This window comes from Endozoicomonas sp. ONNA1 (genome assembly GCF_024606325.1).
Taxonomy (GTDB): Bacteria; Pseudomonadota; Gammaproteobacteria; order Pseudomonadales; family Endozoicomonadaceae; genus Endozoicomonas_A.
In genome coordinates, this window is the sequence record NZ_JAHHPN010000275.1 from 1 (window position 1) to 2,584 (window position 2,584).

2 protein-coding genes are annotated in these 2,584 nt (G+C 44.8%); one reads left to right on the forward strand and one right to left on the reverse strand.

The features are described 5' to 3' along the window. Positions 1-279: 279 nt before the first annotated feature. Complete coding sequence (locus KDK19_RS06530; RefSeq protein WP_257291593.1) at positions 280-1,875, reverse strand: hypothetical protein; 1,596 nt, start codon at positions 1,873-1,875, stop codon at positions 280-282. Between the two features lie 224 nt (positions 1,876-2,099). On the opposite strand from KDK19_RS06530, the gene KDK19_RS06535 reads away from it, so the two are divergent. After that, positions 2,100-2,357 (forward strand): DUF3387 domain-containing protein, encoded by a 258-nt coding sequence (locus tag KDK19_RS06535; RefSeq protein WP_257282447.1) that lies wholly within the window; start codon positions 2,100-2,102, stop codon positions 2,355-2,357. Positions 2,358-2,584 lie beyond the last annotated feature (227 nt).

Below are 2,584 nucleotides of genomic sequence, written 5' to 3' on the forward strand. Positions count from 1 at the left end.
CACCGAAAACGTAAGCTTGATGATGCAAAGTCAAGCGATTGATTTCTGCTTGTCATAGGCTCAGGAGGAAAAGGCACTGCTAACGTCTGGGCATTGGAATACCCAAAAAAACAAGATGTTCGCCAACTCCTTTCATGGCACACTGCCTGGTGCGGTGCTATACATTCCGATACAAACGACAAAGGTCAACCGGTGGTCTCGTGTCTATGATGGGGGGATACCGATAGGTTCGTGCCCTTCATTCTGGCGGCTTCTGTCAACAACCACATGAACCGCCCCTCACGATGCCTTACGTCTGCGCACAGACATCAGGGATGCAGGGGCTGGCACCTCAGACGGTGAGACAACCTCCACGCTGACGCCAAAGATTTTGCTCAGGACGGGATCACCCAACTCATGGGTATTGAATATCTCTCGCAAAGGGTTCAGTATTGTGGTGGTAATGGCTTGGGCAAAACCTTTTTCAAGCTCCTGCCACTGCTGCTGCATTGGTGATATTTCGCTCTGCCCTGACAGCACAGCAAAATCCACGCAGGCAGCTTCAGCATCGTTTTCGTCGGCGTATATACCGAGACACTTCAACCCTTTATCACCAACATCACCACCTTGAAGTTCGATAAATTTCAGCAATTGATCAACCATATGGTGCAAGCCCTGTTTATCATGACATGGCAGGTTTTTGGCCGATTTCTCGCCGATTTTGAAGATGATTCTGGAAAAAAGCAGGCCAATTTCAGGGGATAAAAGGCTTTGTATCGCAGGCAAGTTTAATGCTTTGGCCAACTCTGGATTATGAACCGATGACTGATTCACGAGGCACTGAAAATCATTATATTTTTGCCTCAACCTGTCAAGATCGATTTTAATCTGCGAAGCCTCATAAATTAAATCATCCTGAGACAGCATTGCCGATTTTGGAACCGTTGTGGTAAACAGAAGAGAATAACTATCGTGATCCAGGAAGCGATCAGCATACTTCTTTTCCCAACTCTTTGCATACACTTCTTTCAATTTATTGTAGGACCACCGTTTGGTATAGCTTGGGTACTTGATGTAATTAGTGCCATTATGCTGACAGACAGTATAGTGCCCCTGTTCTCTGAACCCACCTTCGACTTTGGGATCTGGCGCGTGACTAACCCGGAGAAATGTTTTCTTATCCGTTGTGGCCAGAAAACAATTGTTATCATCGTGTTCATTAGCATCGCTTTTGAACAATACGTCATTAAGAAAAGGCAGCATTGATTTCATTGATGCCAGATAACTCTCCGGGGAGTTCATTTTCTTGGTAAACTCCTCCAGAGGTACACGGTATTCACAGCCATTACAGCGGACAAAGCCATCTTTGAGATAAAATCCCTTGCTTGCCAGATGGCTTATTAAATCCTTCACGTCAGCGCCCTGGATATTAGGCAACAAGGGATGAAAACTTCGCATTCTTTCAGCATAATCTGGCAACTCATCAGCCAGGACAAATATTTTATCTTGCCCCTCTTTGCCAACTATCTCGGAAGCCTCTATCACTCGCTGATCGGTATAGTCGCTGACCAGAAATATTTTCACATCCCGATGCCTGATGGCAGTCACACGAAACTTGCAATCATAACTTGGTCGTAATCCACGAAACTTCAGAAAAAGTGACTCACCACTGGCCACCTTTATTTCATGATGAGTTATTTTATCAACGTCAGTGCTGACAATTCCTGCCCAAACCAGATTACTCTTTTCCTTGGCCTTGGCACGCATTTCATTCAGATCAATACTGGACTCAATGTCACCCTGCGGATTCGTGACGTCCAATTTATTGATAGTATTATCAGATACTGTTGGTGAAGATCGGACCGGAATATAAATCGTTGACAGACTTGGAAACATAATTAAAACTCCCTAAAAAATGCAACTTTTGTGCTTTCCAATGTGCTTTCCAAAAACAGAACACCGCACTTTGTTACTGGTTATAAAGTTTTGAACACCCTGTTCCCGCTGATGGGTTTCAGAATACTGAATTTCAGTCTTGCCGATATCAGAAATGCTCAACTATCTTTTTTGACCGCCGAATAGCAAAAAAGTTTCTTATTTGAACAATATTTAAGAATCTGATAGAGCGTAAGCTCACACCTATGGTCGCCAGGAATAAATGCAGGCAGGATTTGCGGGAGAATTTCAAAGAACTTGTCGATGAGTACAACCTTGGTGCCTACTCCGCAGAAGAGTTTTTCAATAAGCTGAAGGAGTTCATCGGCTCACTGGGTGATGAAGCGTCTCGCACCGTGAGGGAAGGCCTGACAGAAGAGGAAATGGCAATTTTTGACCTTACTCACGATTTGGTCTGTATCGGCGATTACATCCTTTCATAAGCTCAGGAGGGCCAGCATGTCTTAATGCCCATGTGGCACTACGAAATCATCAACCTGCTTCGACGACGCCATGAAAGGCTTGTCCCTGCCAGGTACGTTTGCCGTGGATGAGAGAATCCATGAACCCCTCTGTTTTAAGTTCCTTGACCCTTATCCTCTCGTCTATCCTCACTGCTCCTGGCCATAGAAAACAAAGGATAGAACCATTAAAAGTCTACTCTTGCACG